The 25,933-nt window shown below is 69.7% G+C and carries 26 protein-coding genes; 10 read left to right on the top strand and 16 right to left on the bottom strand.

The features are described from left to right. Nucleotides 1-74 precede the first annotated feature (74 nt). Nucleotides 75-527 carry a hypothetical protein gene (locus Q5Y72_RS02775; protein ID WP_305961892.1) on the top strand — a complete coding sequence of 151 codons (453 nt, stop codon included), beginning with the start codon at nucleotides 75-77 and terminating at the stop codon, nucleotides 525-527. Here the strand turns inward: Q5Y72_RS02775 and tgt are convergent, their stop codons facing one another. Then, on the bottom strand, nucleotides 528-1,658 hold the full coding sequence (gene tgt, locus Q5Y72_RS02780) for a tRNA guanosine(34) transglycosylase Tgt (protein WP_305962078.1): 1,131 nt from the start codon (nucleotides 1,656-1,658) through the stop codon (nucleotides 528-530). 147 nt (nucleotides 1,659-1,805) lie between these two features. Here tgt and Q5Y72_RS02785 point away from each other — a divergent pair, with 147 nt between their 5' ends. Further along, nucleotides 1,806-2,162, top strand: a complete 357-nt coding sequence (locus Q5Y72_RS02785) for an SUF system Fe-S cluster assembly protein (protein ID WP_305961893.1) — start codon at nucleotides 1,806-1,808, stop codon at nucleotides 2,160-2,162. Nucleotides 2,163-2,325: 163 nt separating this feature from the next. Continuing rightward, nucleotides 2,326-2,700 (top strand): HesB/IscA family protein, encoded by a 375-nt coding sequence (locus Q5Y72_RS02790; protein WP_305961894.1) that lies wholly within the window; start codon nucleotides 2,326-2,328, stop codon nucleotides 2,698-2,700. A gap of 51 nt (nucleotides 2,701-2,751) precedes the next feature. Here Q5Y72_RS02790 and ccoS read toward each other — a convergent pair whose 3' ends face one another. The 4 genes from ccoS to ccoG are packed head-to-tail and all read right to left on the bottom strand — an operon-like array spanning nucleotide 2,752 to nucleotide 7,150. Continuing rightward, nucleotides 2,752-2,913, bottom strand: a complete 162-nt coding sequence (gene ccoS, locus Q5Y72_RS02795) for a cbb3-type cytochrome oxidase assembly protein CcoS (RefSeq protein ID WP_305961895.1) — start codon at nucleotides 2,911-2,913, stop codon at nucleotides 2,752-2,754. Nucleotides 2,914-2,925: 12 nt separating this feature from the next. Then, on the bottom strand, nucleotides 2,926-5,166 hold the full coding sequence (locus tag Q5Y72_RS02800) for a heavy metal translocating P-type ATPase (RefSeq protein WP_305961896.1): 2,241 nt from the start codon (nucleotides 5,164-5,166) through the stop codon (nucleotides 2,926-2,928). Nucleotide 5,167: 1 nt separating this feature from the next. Continuing rightward, the gene (locus Q5Y72_RS02805) at nucleotides 5,168-5,641 is read right to left on the bottom strand and encodes a FixH family protein (protein ID WP_305961897.1); all 474 of its coding nucleotides are present in this window, start codon (nucleotides 5,639-5,641) and stop codon (nucleotides 5,168-5,170) included. Nucleotides 5,642-5,644: 3 nt separating this feature from the next. Next, nucleotides 5,645-7,150: a cytochrome c oxidase accessory protein CcoG gene (gene ccoG / locus Q5Y72_RS02810; RefSeq protein WP_305961898.1), complete on the bottom strand. Its 1,506-nt coding sequence runs from the start codon at nucleotides 7,148-7,150 to the stop codon at nucleotides 5,645-5,647. Nucleotides 7,151-7,411: 261 nt separating this feature from the next. Here ccoG and Q5Y72_RS02815 point away from each other — a divergent pair, with 261 nt between their 5' ends. Both Q5Y72_RS02815 and parE read left to right on the top strand, forming a co-directional pair. Beyond that, nucleotides 7,412-8,071 carry a glutathione S-transferase family protein gene (locus tag Q5Y72_RS02815; RefSeq protein WP_305961899.1) on the top strand — a complete coding sequence of 220 codons (660 nt, stop codon included), beginning with the start codon at nucleotides 7,412-7,414 and terminating at the stop codon, nucleotides 8,069-8,071. Between the two features lie 120 nt (nucleotides 8,072-8,191). After that, the gene (gene parE, locus Q5Y72_RS02820) at nucleotides 8,192-10,153 is read left to right on the top strand and encodes a DNA topoisomerase IV subunit B (protein ID WP_305961900.1); all 1,962 of its coding nucleotides are present in this window, start codon (nucleotides 8,192-8,194) and stop codon (nucleotides 10,151-10,153) included. A gap of 78 nt (nucleotides 10,154-10,231) precedes the next feature. On the opposite strand, the gene Q5Y72_RS02825 is transcribed toward parE, so the two are convergent. Beyond that, complete coding sequence (locus Q5Y72_RS02825; RefSeq protein ID WP_305961901.1) at nucleotides 10,232-10,783, bottom strand: hypothetical protein; 552 nt, start codon at nucleotides 10,781-10,783, stop codon at nucleotides 10,232-10,234. 123 nt (nucleotides 10,784-10,906) lie between these two features. Here Q5Y72_RS02825 and moaA point away from each other — a divergent pair, with 123 nt between their 5' ends. Together moaA and Q5Y72_RS02835 are read left to right on the top strand one after the other, a co-directional pair. After that, on the top strand, nucleotides 10,907-11,920 hold the full coding sequence (gene moaA, locus Q5Y72_RS02830; protein WP_305961902.1) for a GTP 3',8-cyclase MoaA: 1,014 nt from the start codon (nucleotides 10,907-10,909) through the stop codon (nucleotides 11,918-11,920). 226 nt (nucleotides 11,921-12,146) lie between these two features. Beyond that, a complete protein-coding gene (locus Q5Y72_RS02835; RefSeq protein WP_305961903.1) occupies nucleotides 12,147-12,803 on the top strand; it encodes a DUF6338 family protein in 657 nt (218 codons plus the stop codon). A gap of 477 nt (nucleotides 12,804-13,280) precedes the next feature. On the opposite strand, the gene ispG is transcribed toward Q5Y72_RS02835, so the two are convergent. From ispG to Q5Y72_RS02865, 6 genes are all read right to left on the bottom strand, one after another. Next, entirely contained in the window at nucleotides 13,281-14,414 is a 1,134-nt protein-coding gene (ispG, locus tag Q5Y72_RS02840; RefSeq protein WP_305961904.1) for a flavodoxin-dependent (E)-4-hydroxy-3-methylbut-2-enyl-diphosphate synthase, read from the bottom strand. Between the two features lie 154 nt (nucleotides 14,415-14,568). Further along, on the bottom strand, nucleotides 14,569-15,234 hold the full coding sequence (locus tag Q5Y72_RS02845; protein WP_305961905.1) for a thiamine diphosphokinase: 666 nt from the start codon (nucleotides 15,232-15,234) through the stop codon (nucleotides 14,569-14,571). Beyond that, nucleotides 15,231-15,443: a DUF2842 domain-containing protein gene (locus Q5Y72_RS02850; protein ID WP_305961906.1), complete on the bottom strand. Its 213-nt coding sequence runs from the start codon at nucleotides 15,441-15,443 to the stop codon at nucleotides 15,231-15,233. The genes Q5Y72_RS02845 and Q5Y72_RS02850 overlap by 4 nt, the downstream gene beginning before the upstream one ends. Beyond that, on the bottom strand, nucleotides 15,444-16,043 hold the full coding sequence (locus Q5Y72_RS02855; RefSeq protein ID WP_305961907.1) for an NAD(P)H-dependent oxidoreductase: 600 nt from the start codon (nucleotides 16,041-16,043) through the stop codon (nucleotides 15,444-15,446). Between the two features lie 3 nt (nucleotides 16,044-16,046). Continuing rightward, nucleotides 16,047-17,339: an adenylosuccinate synthase gene (locus Q5Y72_RS02860; RefSeq protein WP_305961908.1), complete on the bottom strand. Its 1,293-nt coding sequence runs from the start codon at nucleotides 17,337-17,339 to the stop codon at nucleotides 16,047-16,049. 172 nt (nucleotides 17,340-17,511) lie between these two features. After that, nucleotides 17,512-17,730: a SlyX family protein gene (locus Q5Y72_RS02865; protein WP_305961909.1), complete on the bottom strand. Its 219-nt coding sequence runs from the start codon at nucleotides 17,728-17,730 to the stop codon at nucleotides 17,512-17,514. Between the two features lie 53 nt (nucleotides 17,731-17,783). Here Q5Y72_RS02865 and hisS point away from each other — a divergent pair, with 53 nt between their 5' ends. Genes hisS through hisG form a run of 3 tightly spaced genes read left to right on the top strand, consistent with a single transcriptional unit; the run spans nucleotide 17,784 to nucleotide 21,012 of the window. After that, nucleotides 17,784-19,265 (top strand): histidine--tRNA ligase, encoded by a 1,482-nt coding sequence (gene hisS / locus Q5Y72_RS02870; protein ID WP_305961910.1) that lies wholly within the window; start codon nucleotides 17,784-17,786, stop codon nucleotides 19,263-19,265. Continuing rightward, a complete protein-coding gene (locus Q5Y72_RS02875; RefSeq protein ID WP_371930745.1) occupies nucleotides 19,265-20,323 on the top strand; it encodes an ATP phosphoribosyltransferase regulatory subunit in 1,059 nt (352 codons plus the stop codon). Before hisS ends, Q5Y72_RS02875 begins: the two co-directional genes overlap by 1 nt. Further along, the gene (gene hisG, locus Q5Y72_RS02880; protein ID WP_305961912.1) at nucleotides 20,320-21,012 is read left to right on the top strand and encodes an ATP phosphoribosyltransferase; all 693 of its coding nucleotides are present in this window, start codon (nucleotides 20,320-20,322) and stop codon (nucleotides 21,010-21,012) included. Before Q5Y72_RS02875 ends, hisG begins: the two co-directional genes overlap by 4 nt. Before the next feature lie 14 nt (nucleotides 21,013-21,026). Here hisG and ftsY read toward each other — a convergent pair whose 3' ends face one another. The 4 genes from ftsY to zwf form a co-directional block, all read right to left on the bottom strand. Continuing rightward, the gene (ftsY, locus tag Q5Y72_RS02885) at nucleotides 21,027-22,088 is read right to left on the bottom strand and encodes a signal recognition particle-docking protein FtsY (RefSeq protein ID WP_305961913.1); all 1,062 of its coding nucleotides are present in this window, start codon (nucleotides 22,086-22,088) and stop codon (nucleotides 21,027-21,029) included. Between the two features lie 73 nt (nucleotides 22,089-22,161). Beyond that, nucleotides 22,162-23,772, bottom strand: coding sequence for a glucose-6-phosphate isomerase (gene pgi, locus Q5Y72_RS02890; protein ID WP_305961914.1), 1,611 nt, complete (start codon nucleotides 23,770-23,772; stop codon nucleotides 22,162-22,164). Between the two features lie 12 nt (nucleotides 23,773-23,784). Continuing rightward, nucleotides 23,785-24,456, bottom strand: coding sequence for a 6-phosphogluconolactonase (gene pgl / locus Q5Y72_RS02895; RefSeq protein WP_305962079.1), 672 nt, complete (start codon nucleotides 24,454-24,456; stop codon nucleotides 23,785-23,787). A 2-nt stretch (nucleotides 24,457-24,458) separates the two neighbouring features. Next, nucleotides 24,459-25,910 (bottom strand): glucose-6-phosphate dehydrogenase, encoded by a 1,452-nt coding sequence (zwf, locus tag Q5Y72_RS02900; RefSeq protein WP_305962080.1) that lies wholly within the window; start codon nucleotides 25,908-25,910, stop codon nucleotides 24,459-24,461. Between the last annotated feature and the right edge of the window lie 23 nt (nucleotides 25,911-25,933).

The following is a 25,933-nucleotide window of genomic DNA, read 5'->3' on the forward strand; positions in this document are numbered from 1 at the left end:
GCGAGGCTGGACCCTGACCGCCGCGCTGCCGACGCGATCCGTGCCGGCGGGCCTTCACCAGGAAAGGACATTCCTTGAGACATTTCATGACATTGGCCCTGCTGGGCTGGCTGGGCCTTGGCGCCCCCGCCCATGCCTGGGAGTTGACCAAGGGGCCCGATCACGCAGCCACCTTCACGACGGATGGCGACTATCTGCTGAGCATTTCCTGCCAGCGCGGCCGCGACCACCTGGAATTCGGCCTGAACGACCGCACCTTGCGGGGGGACGGGTTCGAGGCCGTGCGCGCGGTGATGATGTGGATCAAGGCGCCGGACGGGCGGACGGACAAATGGTCCATCGAGGTCAGCCAGGAGGGCCCGAGCCTGACCGGGCGGATCGCCTTTTCCGCTCGGACCCTGGATTTCTTCGGCAATGCCGAAAGCCTCGAGGTCGAGGATATCTTCGGTCGCCGGACGCTGCTGCGTTCCGACATGAAGGGCACCGGCGCGGCCCGCATCGCCTTTCGCGAACGCTGCGGGATCTGATCAGAGGGGCGCGATGTCGCCCCCGGCCCGCAGGGCGTGGAAATCGGCCACGAAGGCATCCAGCCGGCCCGCGGCGATGGCGGCGCGCAGCCCGGCCATCAGATCCTGATAGTAATGCAGGTTGTGCCAGGTCAGCAGCATTCCCGAGATCATCTCGCCGGCGCGGAAGACATGGTGCAGATAGGCCCGCGAATAGCCGGTGCAGGCCGGGCAGGTGCAGCCCTCGTCCAGCGGGCGCGGGTCGTCCTGGTGGCGGGCGTTCTTGATGTTGACCTGCCCGCGCCGGGTCCAGGCCTGGCCGGTGCGCCCCGACCGCGAGGGCAGCACGCAATCCATCATGTCGATGCCGCGCTGCACCGCGCCCACGATGTCGTCGGGCTTGCCGACGCCCATCAGGTAGCGCGGCCGGTCGGCGGGCAGCAGGTCGGGCGCATAGTCGAGGACGCCGAACATCGCCTCCTGCCCCTCGCCCACGGCCAGCCCGCCGATGGCATAGCCGTCAAAGCCGATCCCGCGCAGCGCGGCCGCGCTTTCCTCGCGCAGCGCGCGGGTCACGCCGCCCTGCATGATCCCGAACAGCGCATGGCCCGGCCGGTCGCCGAAGGCGTCGCGCGACCGCTGCGCCCAGCGCATCGACAGCCGCATCGAGGCCGCGACCTGATCCTCGGTCGCGGGCAGGGCCGGGCATTCGTCGAAGGCCATCACGATGTCGCTGCCCAGCAGGCGCTGGATCTCCATGCTGCGTTCGGGCGTCAGGACGTGGCGCGAGCCGTCGATATGGCTGGCGAAGGTCACGCCCTCTTCGGTCAGCTTGCGCAGCGGGCCGAGGCTCATCACCTGGAAGCCGCCCGAATCGGTCAGGATCGGGCCGTCCCAGTTCATGAAGCGGTGCAGCCCGCCCAGCCGGTCGATGCGCTCGGCCCCGGGGCGCAGCATCAGGTGGTAGGTGTTGCCCAGCAGGATGTCGGCGCCGGTGGCGCGCACCGACTGGGGCAGCATCGCCTTGACGGTCGCGGCGGTGCCGACCGGCATGAAGGCCGGGGTGCGGATGGTGCCGCGCGGGGTGTCGATGCTGCCGCTGCGGGCGCGGCCGTCGGTCGCGGACAGGGTGAAGGCGAAGCGGTCGGACATCGGCGGGGCCTGCGCGGTCGGGGTCGGGAAACGGCGCTGCATAGCCCGTCCCGCCGGTCGGCGCAACGCGCGGCGGGCATGCCGGGCGGACTGGACCCGGGGCGGCGGGTGCCCTATATAAACTCTCGGAATTGACAGGATGACGCCATGACCGAGCCGATGATGGAAGGCGCGCCGCTGATCGCGCCGTCAAGCACCGACCACCCTCTGTACGAGGCGGTGGTCGAGGCCTGCAAGACGGTCTACGACCCCGAAATTCCGGTGAACATCTATGATCTGGGGCTGATCTACACGATCGAGATCACCCCCGCCAACGAGGTCCGGGTCATCATGACGCTGACCGCGCCGGGCTGCCCGGTGGCCGGCGAGATGCCCGGCTGGGTCGCCGACGCGGTCGAGCCGCTGCCCGGCGTGAAGCAGGTCGATGTCGAGATGACCTTCCAGCCGCAATGGGGCATGGACATGATGTCCGACGAGGCGCGGCTGGAACTGGGCTTCATGTAGGCAGGCCGGGATCTGCGTCCCGCGACCGCCGGGGGCTTTCTGCCCCCGGACCCCCGAGGATATTTCGGCCAAGGCAAGGCGGGGTCGGGGCTTTCGCGCGGCGGCCTTGAGGGCGGGCGGTCGAGGGCCTATCTTGGGGGCAGGATATGAGGAAGGTTCGACCATGTTCGCCATGCCCGGCGCATCGCCTGTCACCATCACCCCCGCCGCCGAGCGGCAGATCGCCCGGCTGATGGCCGGTCGCGACGCCTTCGGGCTGCGCATCGGCCTGAAGAAGGGTGGCTGTGCGGGGATGGAATACACGATGGAGCTGGCCGAGGCGGCCGGGGCCAACGAGGAGGTCATCGAGCAGGGCGCGGCGCGGGTGATGATCGCGCCGATGGCGCAGATGTTCCTGTTCGGGACCGAGATCGACTATGAGACGGGCCTGCTGGAGGCCGGGTTCCGCTTTCGCAACCCGAATGTGACCGATGCCTGCGGCTGCGGCGAATCCGTGCGGTTCGAGCCGATCGCGGGCAGCCGCGCCGGCGAGGGCTGAGGAAGGGGGTCCGAGGCGGGGGTCCGAGGCGGGGGCAGGGCCAGTCCGGGGCTAGTCCGGGCGGGGCCGGTCGTCCCATTCGTCACTGAGGATGCGCTCGGAATCGCCCTTCGGGTCCTCGAACTGGCGCGCGCGCAGCGCCCAGAGGAAGGCAAGGAGGCCGATGGCGCCAAGCCCGAGCGAGACCGGAATGAGGATCGCGAGGATTTCCAACTGCGTCCCCCCCTAGCGCCGCAGCCGCAGCGCGTTCAGCGTGACGGTGATCGAGCTGGTCGACATGGCCAGCGCGGCGATCAGCGGCGTGGCGAGGCCCGCGATGGCGACCGGCACGGCGACGAGGTTGTAGATCACCGAGATGGCGAAGTTCTCGCGGATGCGGGCGGTGGCGCGGCGGGCGATGACCAGCGCCTCGGCCACCGGGGCGAGGTCGTGGCCGGTCAGCACCATGTCGCTGGCCACCCGCGCGGCGTCCAGCGCCGAGGCCGGCGAGATCGAGGCATGGGCCCGCGCCAGCGCGGCGGTGTCGTTCAGCCCGTCGCCGACCATCAGCACCCGCGCGCCCGCCTCGGCCAGCGCCGCGACCGCCGCCGCCTTGCCCTGCGGATCGACGCCCGCGTGGCATTCCGCGATGCCCAGTTCGGCGGCCAGCGCGGCCACCGCAGCCGGGCGGTCGCCCGACAGCAGGATCACCCGCCGGCCATCGGCGCGCAGCCGGGCCACGCAGGATGCGGCGCCGGGGCGCAGGCGGTCGGTGAAGTCCAGCCGGATCGGCGCGCCCCGACCCTCGACCGACAGCCAGGCGGCGCTGCCCGGCCGATCGGCGCCGTCCTCGGCTATGCCCAGCCAGTCGGCCCGGCCCAGCCGCACCCGGCGCCCCTGCCACAGCGCCGAGACCCCCTGTCCGGGCCATTCCCTCTGCGCCTCCAGCGCGGCGGCGCGATCGCCCGCCAGCGCCTCGGCCAGCGCCCGCGACAGCGGATGCGCCGAGCCCTGCGCCAGCGCCAGCGCGACGGGGCGCAGATCGGCCGGCAGCACCTCGGCCGCCGCCAGGCGGGGCTGGCCCATGGTCAGCGTGCCGGTCTTGTCGAAGACCACCGTGTCGACCGCGGCCATGCGTTCCAGCGCGGTGCCGTCCTTGATCAGCAGCCCGCGGCGGAACAGCGCGCCCGACGCCGCGGTGGCCACCGCCGGCACCGCCAGCCCCAGCGCGCAGGGGCAGGTGATGATCAGCACCGCCGCCGCGATGTTCACGGCGAGGCGCAGATCGCCCGTGGCCCAGACCCAGCCCGCGAAACTGGCCAGCGCCAGCAGGTGCACCGCCGGCGAATAGGCCCGCGCCGCCCGGTCGGCCAGCGAGGCATGGCGGCCGCGCGCGGCCTCGGCGGCCTCGACCAGCGCGGTCAACCGCGCCAGCGAGCTGTCGCGCCCCGCCGCCGTCACCCGCAGAACCAGCGGCCCGGTCAGGTTCACCTCGCCCGCCGACAGCATCTGGCCGGGGCCGGCCGGCACGGGCAGCGTCTCGCCGGTCAGCAGGGCGCGGTCGATCTCGCTGCGGCCCTCGGTGATCTCGCCATCGGCGGGCACGCGCGCGCCGGGCCGCACGCGGATCAGGTCGCCGGGGCGCAGGCTGGCCACCGCCACCGCCTGCTCGCCTTCGGGGCCGATGCGCAGGGCGCGCGGCACCTCGAGCGCGGTCAGCTCGGCCGCGGCGGATCGCGCGATGGCGCGGGTGCGGTGGTCCAGATAGCGGCCGATCAGCAGAAAGAAGCACAGCATCACCGCCGCGTCGAAATAGGCGTGATGGCCCGATTGCGTCGTTTCGTAGACCGAAATCGCGGTGGCCAGCACCAGCGCCAGCGAGATCGGCACGTCCATGCCCAGCCGCCGCGCCCGCAGCGAGGCCGCCGCGCTGGCGAAGAAGGGCCGGCCGGCAAAGGCGATGGTGGGCAGCGCGATCGCCGCCGAGATCCAGTGGAACAGGTCGCGGGTCGCGGCCTCGGCGCCGGACCAGACGGCAACCGACAGGATCATGATGTTCATCATCGCAAAGCCCGCGACGCCGATCCGCATCAGCAGGTCGCGCCCCTGCCGGTCGGCGGCGGTCGCCGACAGCGCCTCGGGGTCCAGCTCGTGCGCCTCATGGCCGATGCGCGCGAGAACCGGGATCAGCTCGTCGGCGGCGAGGCCGGGCGCATCGACGGTCACCCGGCGCAGCGTCAGGTTCACGCGGGCCGTGCGGACGCCGGGATGGCCGGTCAGGGCCCGTTCCACATCGCTGATGCAGGCCGCGCAATGGGCGGCCGGCAGCGACAGGATCAGCGTGCCGCCCGCATCGCGCCCGGCCCCGCCCGCCTCGGCCAGCCGACCGGCCAGCGGGGCGGCGTCGCAGGCCGGGCAGGCGCCGAGGCGCGGCGAAACGGCGGGCGCGGGGCGCCGGGCGGCCGGCCCCGCTGCGGCTGCGCCCATGTCACTCATCGCGGCCGGCCCCGCCGCTCACCCGCAGGCCGAGGCGCTGGCGGAACGGCGTGCCGTCCGGGGCGGTGGCGCGCAGATGGATGGTCCACAGCCCCGGCTCCAGCCGCAGCGGCGCGGTGTAAAGCCCGCCCTCGGGGCGGAAGGCCGGGGTCTGGTCGTCGCGGATATGGGTCGGCCGCCCGACCGTCGCGGTCAGCGCCTGCGGCCGCACCGGCATCCCGTCCGGGCCGGTCAGCGCCAGGCTCAGCGTCGCGCCGTCATGGCTGGCACTGGCGGTCCAGCCCAGCGATTGCTGGGCGTTGCGGTCCCGATCGAACTGCTGCGAGGCGACATAGGAATTGGGCACCTCCAGCCCCGGAAAGGTGCCGACCGCCAGGAATGCGAGGGCCAGGTTCACCGCGATGATGACGCCGAAGGCCGCAAGGGTGATCGCCAGGACATGCCGGCCGGTCAGTTCGCGCTGCATGGCCTAGTCCCTTCCGTGAAACACCGTCTCGACCGAGGCCGAGCCGTCGCCGTCGCGGTCCCTCACCACCAGTTCCAGCGGCGCGCTGGACGCCTGCGCCAGCGCCGAGCCGGCGGGCGCGGTCAGGTAAAGCCGCGCGCTCAGCGTCGCGTCGGGGGCGACCTCGACACTATTGCCCTCGGCGCCCTCGATGGCCAGCGCCAATTCCCCGGCCCCCGCGCCGGCGACCGCGAATTCATAAAGCCGCGCCTGGTTCTGCATGTTGCGCAGGCGCAGCTCGTAGGTGTTGCGGACCGATCCGTCCGACATCGTGACGAATAGCGGATTGCGCACCGGCGAGACGTTCAGCGCCACCGGAGAGCGCAGGAACAGCGCCACCACCAGCAGCAGCCCGATGCCCGCCCACAGCGTGAAATACAGGATCGTGCGCGGGCGCAGCAGATGGCGCAGCAGCGGCCGGGGGCTGGCCCCGGCGCGCTCGGCCGTCTCGTCGCTCAGGGCCATGTAGTCGATCAGCCCGCGCGGCTTGCCGATGCGGTCCATGATCTCGTCGCAGGCGTCGATGCACAGCGCGCAGGTGATGCATTCCAGCTGCTGGCCGTCGCGGATGTCGATGCCCATCGGGCAGACATTCACGCAGGCCAGGCAGTCGATGCAGTCGCCGCGCGCCGCCGCAGGCGAAGGGGCGGCTACCGCGGGCGCAGGGGCGGGCGCCGCGGGCGCAGGGGCGGGTGCAGATGCGGGGATCGTGATCGGCGCCGCGGCCTTGCCGCGCGGCTCGCCCCGCCACTCGCGATAGGCCACGGTCAGCGTGTCCTCGTCCATCATCGCGGCCTGGATGCGCGGCCAGGGGCAGGCATAGATGCAGATCTGTTCGCGCGCGAAGCCGCCGAACAGGAAGGTCGTCGCGGTCAGGATGGCGATGGTGACATAGGCCACCGGATGCGCCTGCATCCGCAGCAGGTCGGCAAGCAGCGTCGGCGCGTCGGTGAAATAGAACACCCAGGCGCCACCGGTGAACAGCGCGATCAGCAGCCAGGTGGTCCACTTGATCGCCCGCAGCCGCGCCTTGCGGGCGTCCCAGGCCTGCCGGTGCAGGCGGATGCGGTTGTTGCGGTCGCCCTCGATCCAGCGCTCGACCAGGATGAACAGGTCGGTCCAGACGGTCTGCGGGCAGGTATAGCCGCACCAGACCCGGCCCAGCGCCGAGGTGAACAGGAACAGCCCCAGCCCGGCCATCACCAGCAGCCCGGCCACGAAATAGAACTCATGCGGCCAGATCTCGATCCAGAAGAAGAAGAAGCGCCGGTTGGCCAGATCGACCAGCACCGCCTGGTCGGGCATGGCCGGGCCACGGTCCCAGCGGATCCACGGGGTGACGTAATAGATCGCCAGCGTCACCGCCATGACGATCCATTTGAGGTTGCGGAACCGGCCCCTGACCCGCTTGGGAAAGATCGGCTCGCGCGCGGCGTAAAGGCTGGGCGGCTCCGTCTGCGGCGTGGACATGGGACATCGCTCCTGTTGCGCGGGCCGAGGCATACCCCGCAGTATGGGCCGCTGCCTTGACTTGCATCAAGCATCCAGCACGGTGATACGCCCGGGACGGCGGCGCGAAAGCCCGGCAGGATGTCGCAGCCACGGCCCGACCGGGACGGCGGGCGGCGCCGCAGCGGCCCGCGGCGCTGCCACAACCGGCAGCTTTCCGACGCGCCCCGGCTTGCGTAACCTGCCGGCCAGCGACCGCCCCCGAAACAAGGACCGCGCCCCATGCTGACCATCCACGGTGTCACCCGTTCGCGCGCGTCGCGCATCATCTGGCTGTGTCACGAGATCGGCCTGACCTACCGGCAGGTTCCGGTGATCCAGGCCTATCGACTCGCCGATCCCGACGCGCCCGACGCGCCGCTGAACACCCATTCGCCCGGTTTTCTCAGGCTGTCGCCTGCCGGCGCGATCCCGGTGATCGAGGATGACGGGCTGGTGCTCAGCGAATCGATGGCCTGCACGCTGCATCTGGCGCGCCGCTATGGCCAGCCCTTCGGCCCCGCCGACGCTGCCGAGGATGCGCTGATGATGCAATGGAGCTTCTTTGCCGTCGCCGCGATCGAGCCCGACGCCCTGACCCTGCTGTTCCTGCACGGATCGGGCCGGGCCGCCTCGGGCGCAGAGGCCGCCGCCATCGCCACCGCCGCCGAACGGCTGATGCGCCCGCTGGCGGTGATCGAGGATCACCTCGCCGCACGCGGCCAGATGGTCGGCGGCCGCTTCACCGTGGCCGACATCAACACCGCCGAGGTGCTGCGCTATGCCCAGGGCCACGCGCCGCTGATGCAGGGCTTCCCGGCGATCCGCGCCTGGCTGGCCGACTGCCAGGCCCGTCCCGCCTTCCGCCGCATGTGGGAGATGCGGCTGGCCGAGCCAGAGTGATCCGGACGATCCGCAAGGGATGGGGCCCGCCCCCTGCCCGTCCACAAGCCCTTGCCCGGACCGCCCCCGCCATGAGATAGTCCGCGCCAACGCCACGACCAGAATGACGAGCAGACCCAGATGGCCGACGATCTTCTTTCCGCCGCCGACGCGACCGCCGACAGCTATTCCGCCGCCTCGATCGAGGTGCTCGAGGGGCTAGAGCCGGTGCGCAAGCGGCCCGGCATGTATATCGGCGGGACCGACGAACGGGCGCTGCATCACCTCGTCGCGGAAATCCTCGACAACGCGATGGACGAGGCGGTGGCCGGCCATGCCAGCCGCATCGAGGTCGAGCTGCTGGCCGATTTCAGCGTCGTGGTGCGCGACAATGGCCGCGGCATCCCGATCGACCCGCATCCCAAGTTTCCGGGCAAGTCCGCGCTCGAGGTGATCCTGTGCACGCTGCATGCGGGGGGCAAGTTCTCGGGCGATGCCTACCAGACCTCGGGCGGGCTGCACGGGGTCGGCGCCTCGGTGGTGAACGCGCTCAGCGACAGCATGGTGGTGCAGGTCGCGCGCAACAAGGAACTGTTCGAACAGCGATTCTCGCGCGGCATCCCGCAAGGCCCGGTGGCGCGGGTGGGCGCGGCGCCGAACCGGCGCGGCACCACGGTCAGCTTCCATGCCGACGAACAAATCTTCGGCCATCACCGCTTCAAGCCCGCGCGGCTGCTGAAGATGGTGAAGTCCAAGGCCTACCTGTTCTCGGGCGTCGAGATCCGCTGGAAATCTGAAATCGACGATGGCGAGACGCCGGTCGAGGCCACGTTCCACTTTCCCGGCGGCCTTGCGGACTACCTCGCCGAAACCCTGACCGGCGCCTCGACCTATGCCGACCGTCCCTTTGCCGGCAGCGTCGATTTCAAGCGCTTCAACGCGCCCGGCAAGGTCGACTGGGCGATCAACTGGACGCCGGCGCGCGACGGCTTCATCCAGTCCTACTGCAACACCGTGCCCACCCCCGAGGGCGGCACCCACGAGGCCGGCTTCTGGGCGGCGATCCTGAAGGGCGTGCGCGCCTATGGCGAACGCATCAGCAACCGCAAGGCCGCCAACATCACCCGCGAGGATCTGCTGGCGGGCGGCTGCGCGCTGGTGTCGTGCTTCATCCGCGAACCGGAATTCGTCGGCCAGACCAAGGACCGCCTCGCCACCACCGAGGCGGCGCGGCTGGTCGAGGGCGCCGTGCGCGACCATTTCGACACCTGGCTGGCCGCCGACACGAAATCGGCCGGCGCGATCCTCGACTTCCTCGTGCTGCGGGCCGAGGAACGGCTGCGCCGCCGGCAGGAAAAGGAAACCGCCCGCAAGACCGCCACCAAGAAGCTGCGGCTGCCGGGCAAGCTGGTCGATTGCTCGACCTCGGTGCGCGACGGCACCGAACTCTTCATCGTCGAGGGCGACAGCGCGGGCGGCTCGGCCAAGATGGCCCGCGACCGCACCAGCCAGGCGCTCCTGCCGCTGCGCGGCAAGATCCTGAACGTGCTGGGCGCCGCGTCATCGAAGATGGGCGCCAACCAGGAGATCAACGATCTCTGCCAGGCGCTGGGCGTCGGCATGGGCTCGCGCTTCAACGTCGATGACCTGCGCTATGACAAGGTCATCATCATGACCGATGCCGATGTGGACGGCGCCCATATCGCCAGCCTGCTGATGACCTTCTTCTTCACCCAGATGCGGCCGATGATCGACAAGGGCCACCTTTACCTCGCCTGCCCGCCGCTGTACCGGCTGACCCAGGGCGCGCATCGCATCTATGTGGCCGACGACGCCGAGAAGGAACGGATGCTGGCGCGCGGCCTCGGCGGCAAGGGCAGGATCGACGTGCAACGCTTCAAGGGCCTGGGCGAAATGGACGCCAAGGACCTGAAGGACACCACCATGAACCCCGCCACCCGCAAGCTGATCCGGGTCAGCATCGACGACGAGGATGGCGGCGAGACCGGCGACCTGGTCGAGCGGCTGATGGGCAAGAAGCCCGAACTGCGCTTCGAATACATCCAGGAAAACGCCCGCTTCGTCGAGGAACTCGACGTCTGAGGCCGCCCGCGACCGGCCCCCTGAACCCGCGCCCCCGTGAACCGGCCCTCTCGGCCTGCTGCCCCGCGGCGGGTCCGGTCAGGACCGGAACACCTCGATGCTGGGCAGGTCGGTCAGCGACACCCCGATCAGCTGCAGCGCCGGCAGCGACACCTGGCTGCCGCCGCTGGCGGGCCCGTCCAGCGGGATCAGGTCCACCTTCGCCGACTTGCCATTGGCCGGGTTGAAGATCCGCCCGATGCCGCGCGCCTTGACCAGCGGCGTCTTGATCCAGAAGCCGCCCTCGGTCGGATCGCCCAGCGAGGCGATGGTGCTGCCCAGCCGCGTCTCGGCCGTGTCGGGCTGCGGCGCCTGCGCGGCGGCCGCGCGCTGCGCGGCGGTGGTGGTATCCAGCTGCGCCGCCGTGGCGCGGGCGGCGGGCCTGGGCGCCGGCGCGCGGGTGATCGCGGTGGCCGCGGCGACCTGCGCGGGCGTCAGCGCGGTCTCGACCTTGCCGGCCGGCGCGGCGGCGGTCGCGGCGGCCGTCGTGGCGGCGGGCCGGCTGGTGCTGCCGCCGATCCCCGCCGGTGTGCAGGCGGCCAGCAGCCCAAGCCCCGCCATCGCCGCGGTGGCGGTCATGGTGATCCGCATCGGAACGCTCCTTCCCTGGGTCGGTTGCCGGCACCCTAGACCGCGGCGCCGGGCCGCGTCCACCAGCGGTTGCGTGATCGGCGCCAGCTTGTGTGTTCGCCGTCACAGGCCTAGATTGAGGGCATGGACACCGCCCCGCACCCGCCCCTCATCGACCCGTTCGCCCGGCCGATCACCTATCTGCGGGTCTCGGTCACCGACCGCTGCGACTTCCGCTGCGTCTATTGCATGGCCGAGCACATGCAGTTCCTGCCCAAGGCCGAGCTGCTGACCCTCGAGGAGCTCGACCGCCTCTGCACCGCCTTCATCGGCATGGGCGTGCGCAAGCTGCGCATCACCGGCGGCGAGCCGCTGGTCCGGCGCGGCATCATGGGCTTTTTCCGGCAGGTCTCGCGCCATCTCGGCGACGGCCTCGACGAGCTGACCCTGACCACCAATGGCAGCCAGCTGGGCCGCTTTGCCCCCGACCTCGCCGCCTGTGGGGTCCGGCGCGTCAATGTCTCGCTGGACACGCTGGACGCGGACAAGTTCGCCCGGATCACCCGCTGGGGCCGCCTGCCGCAGGTGCTGGACGGCATCCGCGCCGCGACCGCGGCCGGGCTGCGCGTCAAGATCAACGCCGTCGCGCTGAAGGGCGTGAACGATGACGAGCTGTTCGACCTGGTCGGCTGGTGCGGCGATCAGGGCCACGACCTGACCTTCATCGAGGTCATGCCGATGGGCGATCTGGGCGCCGAGGACCGGCTGGACCAGTACTGGCCGCTGTCGGACCTGCGCGCCCGCCTCGCCGACCGCTTCACCCTGACCGATCTGGCCGAGCGCAGCGGCGGCCCGGCCCGCTATGTCCGGCTGGACGAGACCGGCCAGAAGATCGGCTTCATCACGCCGCTGACCCACAATTTCTGCGAAAGCTGCAACCGCGTCCGCGTCACCTGCACCGGAGAGCTGTACATGTGCCTCGGCCAGGAGGACATGGCCGACCTGCGCAGCCCCCTGCGCGCCAGCCCCGACGACGCCCCCCTGCGCGCCGCCATCCGCACCGCCATCACCCGCAAGCCCAGGGGCCACGACTTCGACTATTCCCGCCAGACCGTCGCCGGCCAGATGACCCGCCACATGAGCCATACGGGGGGGTAGATGTGTCCCCTCCCGGCGGCCGCGTCGTGAACGGAAACCGGCGTGATGCATCGGGCGGCGGAAACGTGACATTGCAACCACCCGGAAAAGGTGTTGCGGCCGACAGATCGCGCGTGTCTTGCAATGTCGCGGGCTCCAGGGCGAGCAAGGTCCGCCGCGCCATGCCCCGCATCTTGGCCAAAACGCTGAATGGTCGGAATTTCAAATCCACTCCTGAAGGTTTTCGGTGAACACCCTCGTTCTGACACTGGCGCTGATTTTTCTTCCGGGCATCATCTGGGCACGCCTGGACGCCCGCTACGCTCGGCAAGCAAAACCCTCCCAGTCCGAGCTTATCATCAACGTGTTTGTCTTTGGATTGGTGGCCTATCTTGCGACCTATCTCGTGTACATGATACCTGCGGTTTCGCGGCTGGCGTCCTTCGATCTCACGACGGATGCCTTCGGGACCGCGCAGGTCAGACCGACGCTCAGGCAATCGGCGGTGGACGAAATCCTTGCCGCCACCGCAATCGCACTGCTGCTGGCGCCGCTCTGGTTAGCAGTCCAGAGGTACAAGCTTGTCGTGCGCACGCTTCAGTGGCTGAAGGTCACGAAAAGATACGGCGATGAGGATGTCTGGGATTACCTGCTGAGTTCGGACGATCCACGGGTGCAGTATGTCAATGTCCGAGACGAGCAGACAGGGCAGACCTTCACCGGATATGTCGAACAGTTCTCAGAGGAACCCGGCCTGCGAGAACTGGTGCTGAGCAAGGTCAAGGGTTACAATACCAGGACCGGAGAGGGCGAGTTCGAGGTAGAGCGCATCTATCTTGCCCGAGATCCCAAAGGGATAACACTGGAATTCCCGGCCCGCCCGGAACACGTCATCGGCAAATGAACAGGCAGGGAAGGAACGACCAATGCCAGAAACAACATCCAATCCTGTGAATCAGGGCCGAAATAGTCCGATCGTCGAAGGTGTCGTGAACAGGGGCGGCATCAATCCCAACCCAAGTGCGATGCTGAAGCGGCCTGACGCACCGCCGCCCTACAAGTCCTCGACGTCAAGCGGATCTGGGTCGAGCCCCGGCGCAAATGACAAGGGCAGGCAGAACGGCTGAGCCGCAGCTGTCCGTCAGCCCGTCTGACAGGAACCATCCGGTCCGGCACCGGGGCGACCCTGACATCCTAACCCTTCCTTAACCGACAGCCCGCAAGCGGTGTACAGGCTGTGCACGACCGGTGCCTCTGCGGTGCGCGCCCGGTGACGCGTCATCGCCAGCATTTGCAGGGTTTGCGCCCATCGCGCCCGGCATGGCGTCACCGGCAACGCACGCTGCCGTTGCGCGCAACGCGCAAGGCCCGCGCAACGGGTCTATTCGGCCGCGGTCTTGTCCGCCGCCGCCTCAGCCTCCAGTTGCGCGGCGCGCTCCTCGACCAGCTGCACGATATGGTCGATCATCTGCGCGTTCGACAGCTTGTGGCTTTGCGCGCCGGCCAGGTAGACCATGCCGCTGCCCGCCCCGCCGCCGGTGAAGCCGATATCGGTCATCAGCGCCTCGCCCGGCCCATTGACGACGCAGCCGATGATCGACAGGCTCATCGGCGTCTTGATGTGTTCAAGCCGTTTTTCCAGCGATTCCACGGTCTTGATGACGTCGAAACCCTGCCGCGCGCAGGACGGGCAGCTGATGATCTGCACGCCGCGCGTGCGCAGCCCCAGCGATTTCAGGATCTCGAAGCCGACCTTCACCTCCTCGACCGGATCGGCCGACAGGCTGACCCGGATCGTGTCGCCGATCCCCGCCCACAGCAGGGTGCCAAGGCCCACGGCGGATTTCACCGTGCCGCCGACAAAGCCGCCCGCCTCGGTGATACCCAGGTGGATCGGCGCGTCGGTCGCCTCGGCCAGCTGCTGATAGGCGGCGGCGGCCAGGAACACGTCGCTGGCCTTCACGCTGATCTTGAACTCGTGAAAATCGTTGTCCTGCAGGATCTTGATGTGGTCGAGCCCGCTTTCGACCATCGCATCCGGGCAGGGCTCGCCGTATTTTTCCAGCAGGTGCCGCTCGAGGCTGCCGGCGTTCACGCCGATCCGCATCGAGCAGCCGTGGTCCTTCGCCGCCCGGATCACCTCGCGCACGCGTTCGGGGCTGCCGATATTGCCGGGGTTGATCCGCAGGCAGGCCGCGCCCGCCTCGGCCGCCTCGATCGCGCGCTTGTAGTGGAAATGGATGTCCGCGACGATGGGCACCGGGCTTTCGCGGCAGATCTCGCGCAGCGCCCGCGTCGTCTCCTGATCGGGCGCGCTGATCCGCACGATATCGGCCCCCGCATCGGCCGCGCGCATCACCTGGTCCAGAGTCGCGCGCACGTCATGGCCGTCGGTGTTGGTCATCGTCTGCACGCTGATCGGCGCATCGCCGCCGACCGGCACATTGCCCACCATGATCTGCCGCGATCTGCGCCGCTCGATGTTGCGCCAGGGTCGGATCGGGTTCAGCGACATGCGGGCCTCCGGGGTTCGTCCCCGGAATAGGCCATAAGCCACGGCACGGCAACAGCCGCACGGGGCTGTGATCGGCGCCGGGGCACGGCGGGGGGTCCGGGGGGCGCAGCGCCCCCGGCCGTCGCGGGACGCAACCCGTCCACGCCCGAGGGGATCAGGGCCGCGGCAGGCGCAGCGCGGTCAGCACCGTGGCCAGCGTGTCGCGCGGCAGCATGACCAGCATCCGGCCCTCGATGCGCAGGGTCACCAGCCCCGAGGCCATGTTCGAGGTTCCGACCCGCCCGCCCGGGCTGAACTCGATCCCCTCGATCGGCCATTCCAGCCCGGTGCTGACCCCGCGCGCCGGCCCCATCGGGTACAGCGACACCCGCGTTCCCGGCATCAGCGGCAGCGTCATCCGCGGCGGCGCGAGGAAGGCCAGGTCGTCCGAGGCCAGCAGGATCACCGGCGGCCGCTGAACCTGGCTCATCGTCGTCAGCACCGCCAGCGTGTGATCCAGCCGCAGCCCCGAGAACCCGACCGCCATCACGAAGGGCGCCGCGATCCGCGTCAGGCATTTGGTGAAATCGGTGCTGTCCTGCTCGGCGATGTGGTGCACCCGTTCGACAGGTATCAGCCTGCGTGCGGCCGCGCTGATGCTGTCGAGATCGCCGATCACCCAGTCGGGCGGATGTCCCAGCGACAGCGCCCGGTCGGTCCCGCCATCCGCGGCCACCAGCGTCGGCGCGACGGCCAGCGCCACCTCCAGATCCGCCGGCCCGACCGCCCCGCCGCCGACCACGGTGACGCCCCGATCCGAGATCACCAGCGGCGGGATCATTCGCTCCGGCCGATGCCGCTGAAGACCCGCCGCAGCGGCAGGATCCAGGCGATTCCCAGGCCGACATAGACCAGCAGCTCGATCCAGATCGGCTGTCGTCCCCAGGTCGCATCCATCCAGTTCACCAGGCTGACGGCAATCACCACATAGGCCGGCAATCCCAGCACCAGGATCAGCAGGGACAGTCTCTTGCGGGTCTTCAGGTCCATCTATGCCCTCTTTCCGCGGCGCAGCCCGGATGCGGTGCGCGCCAGCCTCTCGATGCGGCCGCGCCAGCGCGGCAGGTTGCGTTCGGCGCCGCCCCGGCGCACCGGTCCGAAATAGGCCGGCCGAATCGGCCGGAAGCCCACGAAGCCCAGCACCTGCCGGCGATAGCGCCAGCCGACGGGGTCGAAATAGGCCAGCCGCAGATAGGCCGGCGGGGTATCCATCGTGACCAGAAGATCGGCCGAGCGGCCCTTCAGCAGGCGGTCCCAGAACGGGTCGCGCGGGTGATAGCGAAAGGCCCGCAGCGGCAGCAGGATGCGGTCCCAGAACCCCTTCATGCGCGCCGGCTCGCCGCCCCACCACAGCGGAAAGGCCAGCACCAGATGGTCGCAGGCCTCGATCGCGTCCAGCGCCTCGGCCAGGTCGGGTTCCAGCGGCGGGATCCCGGCATAGCCGCGCGGCAGGTCGGGATCGAAGCCCATGTCGCGGATCGCCAGCCGGCGCGTCTCGGCCTGCTCGGGCAGGGCGGCCGCATAGAGGTCCAGCAGATGCGCCGACAGACGGTCCGCGTCGGGATGGCCGTCGATCAGCAGCACCCGCATCGGTCAGTCCGCGAACGGGTCGGTGACAAGAATGGTGTCGTCGCGCTCCGGGCTGGTCGACAGCATCGCGACCGGGCACTGGATCAGTTCCTCGACGCGGCGGACATATTTGATCGCCTCGGCCGGCAGGTCGGCCCAGCTGCGCGCCCCGGCCGTCGATTGCTGCCAGCCGGGCATTTCCTCATAGACCGGCGTCACTCGGGCCTGCAGCGCCGCGGCGGTCGGCAGGTAGTCGTATGTCACCCCGTCGATGTCGTAGCCCACGCAGATCTTCAGCGTCTCGAACCCGTCCAGCACGTCCAGCTTGGTCAGCGCGATGCCGTTCACGCCGCTTATCGCGCAGGTCTGCCGCACCAGCACCGCGTCGAACCAGCCGCAGCGACGCTTGCGCCCCGTGACGGTGCCGAATTCGTGGCCCCGCTCGCCCAGCCTCTGCCCGTCGGCATCCTCGAGCTCGGTCGGGAACGGGCCCTCGCCCACGCGGGTCGTGTAGGCCTTGACGATGCCCAGCACGAAGCCGATGGCGCCGGGCCCCATCCCGGTGCCCGAGGCCGCCATGCCCGACATGGTGGTGGACGAGGTGACATAGGGGTAGGTGCCGAAATCGATGTCCAGAAGGCTGCCCTGCGCGCCCTCGAACAGGATGCGCTTGCCGGCCTTGCGGGCCTCGGCCATGATCTTCCAGACCGGCTGCGCATAGGGCAGCAGCCGCGGCGCGACCTCCGTCAGCCGGGCCTTCAGCTCGGCCCGGTCGATCGGCTCTGCGCCCAGCCCCTGGCGCAGCGCGTCGTGATGGGCCAGCAGCCGGTCGAGCCGGGCGTCCAGCGTCTCCTCGTCGCCCAGATCGGCGACCCGGATGGTGCGGCGACCGACCTTGTCCTCATAGGCCGGGCCGATGCCGCGGCCGGTGGTCCCGATCTTCGCCTTGCCCGCCGCCTCTTCGCGCAGCTTGTCAAGATCCTGGTGCAAGGGCAGGATAAGCGGCGTGTTTTCGGCGATGATCAGATTGTCGGTATCGATCCTGACGCCCTGCCCGGCCAGCTTCTCGATCTCGGAAAACAGCGCCCAGGGGTCCAGCACGACGCCATTGCCGATCACTGCCAGCTTGTCCTCGCGCACGATCCCCGAGGGCAGCAGCGACAGCTTGAACACCGTGTCGCCGATCACCAGCGTATGGCCGGCATTGTGACCGCCCTGAAAGCGCGCGATCACGTCGGCGCGCTCGGACAGCCAGTCGACGATCTTGCCCTTGCCCTCGTCGCCCCATTGCGCGCCGACAACCACCACATTGGCCATGAGCCGGTCCTTCCATTGCCCGAAAAAGTCCGCAGCCGGGTCTAGCGCATGGCAGGGGCGGGGAAAAGCGCGGATTTCGGCGCTGCCGCCGCGGCCTGGCCGGGGGGCTTGCCCCCCCGCGAAAGCCGGCCCCTCGATGGGGCGGGCTTTCGCTGCCCCCTTCCCGCCCCGCCTACCAGTGCGGCGGGCGCTGATCGGCCAGCGGGATGCCGCCCTGCTGGGCCGCCTCGCGCTCGGCCTCGGCGCGCATCAGCAGGTCCAGTCGGCGCGACAGCCGGACGATCTCGGCGTCCTGCCGGGCGATCACCTCGCTCAGATCCTCGGTCAGCCGGATCAGATGCGCCAGCGTTTCCTCCAGCCGCTCGATCCGCGGCTCGGCCTGCTTGTCCATCACGGCACCTTCCGTTACAGCAGCCACGGATTTGCCCTCGAAAGGCGTCGACCATGGCGAAGGATCAGAAAAAACAGCCCCGTCCGAGGGCCGAAACGCCCAAGGGCTTCCGGGACTATTTTGGCGCGGACGTGACCGAGCGCAAGGCGATGCTGGACCGCATCGCCGAAATCTACCACCGCCACGGCTTCGACCCCCTTGAAACCAGTGCCGTCGAGACGGTCGAGGCTCTGGGCAAGTTCCTGCCCGATGTCGACCGCCCCAATGCCGGCGTCTTCGCCTGGCAGGAAGAGGCGGTGCCCGGCGGCGGTTCGGGCGACTGGCTGGCGCTGCGCTATGACCTGACGGCGCCGCTGGCCCGGGTCGCGGCGCAGTTCCGCAACGATCTGCCGACGCCCTATCGCCGGTACGCGATGGGCCCGGTCTGGCGCAACGAAAAACCCGGCCCGGGGCGGTTCCGTCAGTTCTATCAATGCGACGCCGACACGGTCGGCTCTGCCTCGGTCGCGGCGGACGCCGAGATCTGCGCCATGCTGGCCGACGCGCTCGAGGCCGTGGGGATCGCGCGCGGCGACTACGTCGTGCGGATCAACAGCCGCAAGGTCCTCAGCGGTGTGCTGGATGCCGCGGCGATCCGCCCCGATCAGGCCGACGAGGTGCTGCGCCAGATCGACAAGTTCGACAAGGTTGGCCGCGAGGGCGTGCTGGCGCTGCTGACCACGGGCCGCAAGGATGACAGCGGCGCCGTGATCGAGGGCGTCGGCCTGACGGGGGCGCAGGCGGCGCCGGTTCTTGCCTTCCTGACCTCGAAAGGCGCGGACAACACCGCCACGCTGGACAATCTGCGCGGCGCGGTCGGCGGCTCGGCGATCGGCGCCGAGGGCGTGGACGAACTGGCGCAGATCGCCGCGATGCTGTCCGCCATGGGCGTGGCCGAGGATCGGGCCGTCATCGACCCCTCGGTGGTGCGCGGCCTTGGCTATTACACCGGGCCGGTCTTCGAGGCCGAACTGACCTTCGAGATTCTCGACGAGAAGGGCCGCAGGCGGCAGTTCGGCAGCGTCGCGGGCGGCGGGCGCTATGACGGGCTGGTGGAACGCTTTACCGGCCAGAAGGTGCCGGCGACCGGCGTCAGCATCGGCGTGGACCGGCTGCTGGCCGCGTTGCGGTCGAGGGGGCTGGCGGGGACCGAGGCGCAGGGTCCGGTCGTGGTGACCGTGATGGACCGCGACCGCATGGCCGATTACCAGGCCATGGCCGCCGACCTGCGCGCCGCCGGCATCCGCGCCGAGGTCTATCTGGGCAACCCGAAGAATTTCGGCAACCAGTTGAAATACGCCGACAGGCGCGGCGCACCCGTGGCCGTCATCCAGGGCGCCGACGAGGCCGCGCGCGGCGTGGTGCAGGTCAAGGACCTGGTCCTTGGCGCCCGCATCGCCGCCGAGGCCAGCCATGAGGAATGGAAGGCGCAACCCGCGCAGACCGAGGTTCCCCGCGCCGATCTGGTGGCCGAAGTGCGGCGTATCCTCGGATGATCCCCAAGCGCGACAAGCAGGATGTCGGCCAGCGCCTTCTGGCCGCCTTTCGCGCCGCAGGCGCGGCCGAGATCGCGCCCGACATCCTGCTGCCCGCCGAAAGCCTGCTGGACCTTTACGGCGAGGACATCCGCGCCCGTGCCTATGTCACCACGGACCCGATCCGGGGCGAGATGATGCTGCGCCCGGACTTCACGGTGCCGGTGGTGCAGGCGCATATGCAGGGCGGGGCCGAGCCCGCCCGCTACTGCTATCTGGGCGAGGTGTTCCGCAAGCAGGACATGGGCGAGACCCGCCCCGCCCATCCGCGCGACAGCGAGTATCTTCAGGCCGGGTTCGAACTGTTCAGCCGCGACGCCGCCGCCGATGCCGAGGTTTTCGCGCTGTTTCACGGCCTGCTTGCCCCCTATGGCGCGACGTCCGAGACGGGCGACATGGGCCTGCTTCTGGATGCGGTGCGCGCCCTGCCGCTGACCGCGCCGCGGCGTGACGCGCTGCTGCATCACATCTGGCGCCCCGGCCGGTTCCAGCGACTGATGGAGCGCTTTGCCGTGCCGGGCGTCGCGCGGCAGTTCCCGCCCGAACCCGACGGCTGGTCGGGGCTGCGCGACCGGGCCGAGATGGTCGCCCGGATCGCGCGCCTGCGGGCCGATGCCGCCGTGCCCCCGCTGCCCGCGATCTGGATGGAGCGGCTGACACGTCTGCTGGCCCTGCGCGGGCCCGTGCCCGAGGTGACGGCCTCGCTGCGCCGTCTGGCCGAGGACTGGCCCGGCATCGCCGAGGCGGCGCAGCGGATCGAGGCCCGCTTTGCCCGCATCGCCCGTCTTGGCGTCGATCCCGCGGGGATCGTCTTCGATGCCAGCCACGGCCGCGCCACGATGGAATATTACGACGGCTTCACCTTCAGCTTTCGGGCCGGGCCGGATGAGTGGCCGCCCGTCGCCTCGGGCGGGCGCTATGACGCGCTGACCCGCGTGCTGGGCAAGGGTCGCGCCATTCCCGCGGTCGGTGGCATCATTCGTCCCGGCCTGCTGGCCGAGATGGAGGCCGCCGCATGATCCGCCTTGGGGTGCCGTCCAAGGGGCGGCTGATGGAACAGAGCTTCGCCTGGTTCGCGGATCGCGGGGTGCGGCTGACCCGCAGCGCTTCGGACCGCGAATATGCGGGCACGGTCGAGGGGGTCGAGGGGGTCGCGCTGGTGCTGCTGTCGGCGGGCGAGATCCCGCGCGAACTGGCAGCCGGCCGGATCGAGCTGGGCGTCACCGGCACCGATCTGGTCCGCGAGAAGCTGCCCGGATGGCGGTCGGACCTGATCGAGGTCGCGCCGATGGGCTTTGGCCATGCCGACCTGATCCTGGCCGTTCCCGAATGCTGGACCGACTGCCGGACACTGGACGATCTGGCCTCGATCGCCCGGGACTTCCGCGCCGCGCATGGCTTCCGGCTGCGGATCGCGACAAAGTACCACCGCCTGGTGCGCGCCCATCTGGCCGCCCATGAGGTCGCCGACTACCAGCTTGTCGACAGCCAGGGCGCGACCGAGGGCACGGTGGCCAACCAGACCGCCGAGGCGATCGCCGACATCACCTCGTCGGGCGCGACCTTGCGGGCCAACGGCCTTGCCGTGCTGGACGGCCCGCCCATCCTGCAATCGCAGGCGACGCTGTTCATGGCCCGCGCCGCGACCGGCCCCGCGACCGACGCGTTCCTGCGCCGGCTTGGCCTTGACGGCACAAAGGGGCTGTAGCGCCCCCCCGCAGGCTACAGCCCGACAAGCGCACGGGCAAAATCCTCGGCGTCGAAGGCATCCAGGTCGTCGATCTGCTCGCCCACGCCGATCGCATGGATCGGCAGGCCAAACCGGTCGGCCAGCGCCACCAGCACGCCGCCGCGCGCCGTGCCGTCCAGCTTGGTCATCACCAGCCCCGAGACATCGGCCAGCTTGCGGAAGGTCTCGACCTGGCTCAGCGCGTTCTGGCCGGTGGTGGCGTCAAGGACCAGCAGCGTGTTGTGCGGGGCCGAAGGGTCCTTCTTGCGGATCACGCGGACGATCTTGGCCAGCTCCTCCATCAGGTCCTGCCGGTTCTGCAGCCGCCCGGCCGTGTCGATCATCAGCAGGTCGGCGCCCTCGGCCTCGGCGCGGGTCATCGCGTCAAAGGCAAGGCTTGCCGGGTCGCTGCCCTGTGCCGCGACCATCACCGGCACGCCGGCGCGCTGGCCCCAGACCTGCAACTGTTCGACTGCGGCGGCGCGGAAGGTGTCGCCCGCGGCAATCACCACATTCTTGCCGGCGGCACGAAACTGGCTGGCCAGCTTGCCGATGGTGGTGGTCTTGCCCGAGCCGTTGACGCCCACGACCAGAACCACCTGCGGCCGGCGCGGATAGATCGGCATGGGCCGCGCGACGGGGGCCATGATCCGTGCGATCTCGCCGGCCAGCAGTTCCTTCAACTCGGTGGCGGACAGCCGGCGACCCATCCGCCCCTCGGCGATGTTGGCCGTGACGCGCAGGGCGGTATCCACACCCATGTCGGACTGCACCAGCATGTCCTCGAGCTCTTCCAGCATCGCATCGTCAAGCACCCGGCGCGGCGCGTCGGCCTGCGGTCCGGCGGTGCGCCCGAAGATCCGCCCGACCAGACCGGGGCCGGCGGCAGCGACCGCGGCGGGTTCGGGCGCCGCCGACGGCTCGGCCGGTGTCTCGGCCCCGTCCGGTGGCCACGGCGTCTCGGGCGCGGCCTCGGCCACGATCTCGTCCAGCCCCGCACCGATCTTCGAGGAAGAGCGGGTCAGCCGCTCGCGCAGTTTCGACAAAAACGACATCACGGCATCCTTCCTGATCGGCGCGACACTAGCCCGTCACGGCGATGAGGAAAAGGCGCGGCGCCGCGCGGGCTCAGGCGCGCAGGGCGCGGAACAGCCCCGCGAGATGTTCGGTCGAGGGATCATGGCCTGGCGCAGGCTCGCCCTTCAGCAGCGGCTCGACCTTCAGGGCCAGTTCCTTGCCCAGTTCGACCCCCCACTGGTCAAAGCTGTTCAGGCCAAGGATGACACCCTCGACAAAGACCCGATGCTCGTAAAGCGCGACGACCTGGCCCAGCGTGTAGGGTGTCAGCTGCGGGATCAGAAGCGTGGTCGAGGGCCGGTTGCCGGGGAACACCCGGTGCCGGGCCTGCCGGTCCTGCTCGGCCCCCTCAAGCCCCTTCGCGGCCATCAGCGCGCGCGCCTCGTCGAGGCTGCGCCCCCGCATCAGCGCCTCGGACTGCGCAAGACAGTTCGCGGCCAGCAGGATGTGGTGATGGGCCAGGTCGGGCTCGTGGCCGCGCGCGGCCAGGATGAATTCGCAGGGCACGGGCATCGTGCCCTGATGGATCAGCTGGTAGAAGGCGTGCTGGCCGTTGGTGCCCGGCTCGCCCCAGACCACCGGCCCCGAGACGACCGCCAGATCGCTGCCATCCATCGCCACCCGCTTGCCGTTCGATTCCATTTCCAGCTGCTGCAGATAGGCGGGCAGCCGCAGCAGGCGGTTGTCATAGGGCAGCACGGCGCGGGTTGGATAGCCGCAGACCTGATGGTGCCAGATGCCGACCAGAGCCAGCAGCACCGGCAGGTTGCGATCCAGCGGGGCGGTCTGGAAATGACGATCCATCGCCGCGCCGCCATCCAGGAAACGCTCGAAATTCTCGGGGCCGACGGCCAGCATCAGCGACAGGCCGATCGGACCCCAGACCGAATAGCGCCCGCCGACCCAGTTCTCGAAGCCGAAGACGCGGCTGGGGTCGATGCCGAAATCGGCGGTCCTGTCGGCGGCCGAGGACAGCGCCACGAACTGCGCGGCCGGGTCAGCCACCCTGGCCGCCATCCAGTCGCGCGCAGTGCGGGCGTTGGTCATCGTCTCGATGGTGGTGAACGTCTTGGACGCCACGATCACCAGCGTCGTGGCGGGGTCCAGCCCCTTCAGCGTGTCGGCGATGTCGGCGCCGTCCACATTGCTGACGAAATGGGTGCGCGGGCCGTCATGGAAAGGTGCCAGCGCCAGCACCGCCATGTAGGGGCCAAGGTCCGAGCCGCCGATGCCGATATTGACGACATCGGTGATCTTGCCACCCTGCCCCGCGAAAGCGCCCGAGCGCAGGTCGCGCGCGAAGGCCGACATGCGCTCATGCGTGGCGCGGACGGCGGGCATCACGTCCTCGCCATCGACGGTGACGCTGCCCGACAGGTTGCGCAGCGCGGTGTGCAGCACGGCGCGGTCCTCGGTCTCGTTGATCCGGTCGCCGCGGAACATCGCGGCGCGGCGTTCCGCGATATCGGCACCCTGCGCAAGCGCCAGCAGCAGGTCGCGGGCGGGCGCGTCGATCATGGTCTTGGACCAGTCGAAGACCAGCCCGTCCGCCTCGGTGCAGAACGCGGCGGCGCGGCCCGCATCGGCCTCGAACAGGTCGGTGATGCGCTGATCGCCCTGCGATATGCGGTGCGAGGTCAGCCGGCTCCAGAGGTCGGTCATCTCAACTACCTTCTATTCGGCCCAGTGAACGATGGCGCTGTCCAGAAACGCCCGGATCGGGGCTTCCATCGGGTCCAGCCTGGCGGCACGGTCCAGCGCCTCGCGTTTTTCCGGGCCCATGATCAGGACGTGGATGTTGAAGGCGCCCGACAGGATCGGGCGGGTCAGCGTGATGCGCGGCTCTTCGGCGCCCTCGGCGCGAATCGCCATCAGCGGCGGCGCGTCCGGGGCCATCGCGGCAGCCAGATGATCGGCGCCGGGAAACAGGCTGGCGGTGTGCATGTCATTGCCCATCCCCAGCAGCGCAACGGTGATCGGCAGGTGCGGCGCCAGCGCCTCGGCCAGCGGGCCGGTCGCGTCGTCCGGCCGGTCGGCGCCGGTATAGAGGTCGATATAGTTCGCCCCGGCCGCACGGTCCTTCAGCAGATGCCGGCGCAACAGCCGCGTGTTCGAACGTTTGTGATCGCCATCCACCCAGCGTTCGTCACCCAGAAACACCGTGACGCGGTCCCAGTCGATATCGGTGCCGCTGAGCGTCTCGAACACCGGACTGGGCGTGGTGCCGCCCGGCACGCACAGGCTGGCCGAGGGGTGGGCGCGCAAGTGCTGGGCCAGCTGAGATGCCAGCTGGTCGGCCAGCGACAGGGCCAGCATCTCGCGGTCGGGATAGTCGCGGAACTCCATGCTCATGAGCGGATTTCCCGCCAGCGCCGGTTGTCGCGATGCATCAGCCGCAGCGCCTCCTCGGGGCCGGACGAGCCGGGATCATAGGGTTCGGGCCGGCGCTTGCTGTCCTCCCAGGCGTTGATGATCGGGTCGGTCCAGGCCCAGGCGGCCTCGACCTCGTCGCCGCGCATGAACAGCGTCTGGTTGCCGCGGATCACATCCATGATAAGCCGCTCATAGGCATCTGGCATGTCCGCGCCCTCGGCCCCCAGAGCATCGGCGAAGGACATGTCCAGCGGCACCTGCACCAGTCGCATCCCCCCCGGCCCCGGTTCCTTGATCATCACCTTCAGGTTCATGCCCTCGTTTGGTTGCAGCCGGATGACAAGTTCATTGGCCTTGGGCGCGCCGGTGTCGTCGAAGATCGAGTGCGGCGGCTCCTTGAAGGTGATCGCGATCTCGCTGGTGCGGGCGCGCAGCTTCTTGCCGGTGCGCAGGTAGAAGGGCGTGCCCTGCCAGCGCCAGTTCGAGATACGGACCTTCATCGCGACATAGCTTTCGGTCCGCGAATCGGGGTTCTCGGCGGCCTCCAGATAGCCCGGTTCCTTGCCGTCGGCCTGATACTGGCCGCGCACGATGTCGCCCGGTTCCAGAGGCTCGAGCGCGCGGATCACCTTCAGCTTCTCGTCGCGCACGGCGTCGGGATCGAAGTGATAGGGCGGCTCCATCGCGATCAGGCACAGAAGCTGCATCATGTGGTTCTGGACCATGTCCCGGATCGCGCCGGACTTGTCGTAATAGCTGCCACGCCCCGCGACGCCAACCGTCTCGGCCACCGTGATCTGGACGTGATCGACATATTGTGCGTTCCACAACGGCTCGAACAGCACGTTGGCAAAGCGCACGGCCATCAGGTTCTGGACCGTTTCCTTGCCCAGGTAATGGTCGATCCGGTAGATCTGGTGCTCGTCGAAATGCTGGGCCAGCATCGCGTTCAGCGCGCGGGCCGAGGCCAGGTCGCGCCCGAAGGGCTTTTCGACGACGATGCGGCTTTGGGCGTCGGCGATGCCGTGACCGGCCAGACGTTCGGCGATGTCGCCGAACAGCGCCGGCGCGACCGAGAAGTAGAAGGCATGGACGGCGCCTTCGCGCATCCGGCCCTTCAACTCGTTCCAGCCGCCCTCGCCCCTGGCGTCGATGGCGGTATAGCCCAGAAGTTCGACGAATTGCGCAAGCCGGGGATCGTTCTTCTTCACCCCCGCGAATTCCACGATCGCCCTTGCCGCCTCGGCCCGGAAGGCCTCGTCATCCTGTTCGGTGCGCGCCGCGCCGATGATCCGCGAGGTTTCGGGGATCTGCCCGGCCACAAAGCGCCGGAACAGCCCCGGAAGGATCTTGCGATGTGCCAGATCGCCCGTGGCGCCGAAGATGACCAGATCGAAATCCTCGACCGGAATGACGCGCGAGACCATGCTGTCCTCCTTGCGGTTGGCCA

Source organism: Paracoccus spongiarum, assembly GCF_030732095.1.
GTDB classification, from domain to species: domain Bacteria; phylum Pseudomonadota; class Alphaproteobacteria; order Rhodobacterales; family Rhodobacteraceae; genus Paracoccus; species Paracoccus spongiarum.